The sequence below is a fragment of the Mesorhizobium sp. LNHC229A00 genome (assembly GCF_000502415.1).
Taxonomy (GTDB): Bacteria; Pseudomonadota; Alphaproteobacteria; order Rhizobiales; family Rhizobiaceae; genus Mesorhizobium.
On record NZ_AYWQ01000143.1, the window covers coordinates 1 to 649 of the forward strand.

Annotated in this window: 2 protein-coding genes; both read left to right on the top strand. The window is 63.6% G+C overall.

Annotation, left to right across the window (positions count from 1 at the left end):
• The coding region (locus tag X742_RS140270; protein ID WP_023775661.1) for a helix-turn-helix domain-containing protein at positions 1-287 on the top strand (287 nt) is incomplete at its 5' end.
• Positions 284-649: hypothetical protein (locus X742_RS0139675; RefSeq protein WP_031248876.1), on the top strand; the 366-nt coding region annotated here is incomplete at its 3' end. The genes X742_RS140270 and X742_RS0139675, both read left to right, overlap by 4 nt.

Consider the following 649-nt stretch of genomic DNA (forward strand, 5'->3'; position numbering starts at 1 on the left):
GCTCGATCGTCCATCTCACCAAGCAGGAATCGGCCCTGCTCGCCGCGTTGGCGTCAAGACCGGGCATGCTGGTCACCAAGGCGATGTGCATGCTGGCGCTGTACCAGGGCCACAGCGAGCCGCACGCCAAGATCATCGATGTCTTCGCATGCAAGCTCAGGAAGAAGATCGCGGCGGCGACCGGCGGACTCGACTGCATAGAGACGGTCTGGGGGCACGGCTTTCGCTTCGTCAGCGAAGGCTATCGACCGGAAGTCGGATCATTCGGCAAGAGGCTGATCGTATGACCAAGCCGATTGCCCGCCAGAAGCTTGCTCCGGGGATGACCGTGCTGTTGGGTATGGCCGGGCACAGCATGCCCGGCGAATGGTGGCTGGGTGCCATCATCTGGGCTGATGGCAAGGAGATCCTCGTCGAGCAGCAAGGCATGGCCGGCGCGGGTCAGCCGTATAAGCATTTAACCGAAATCTCCCATGTGCGCGCGATCGGCACCATCCCCGAGCTCAACGAGATACAGCGGCGTTGCAGAGAGGAGCTTAGGCCTCTGACCAATGCGGTGAAGGCCGCCGAGGAGGCGCTGCGCGCCGCCCGCGACGCCGTCTATGCGCGGCTCGACGAGATCGCCGCTGCCGAACCGATGCGCGAAGCT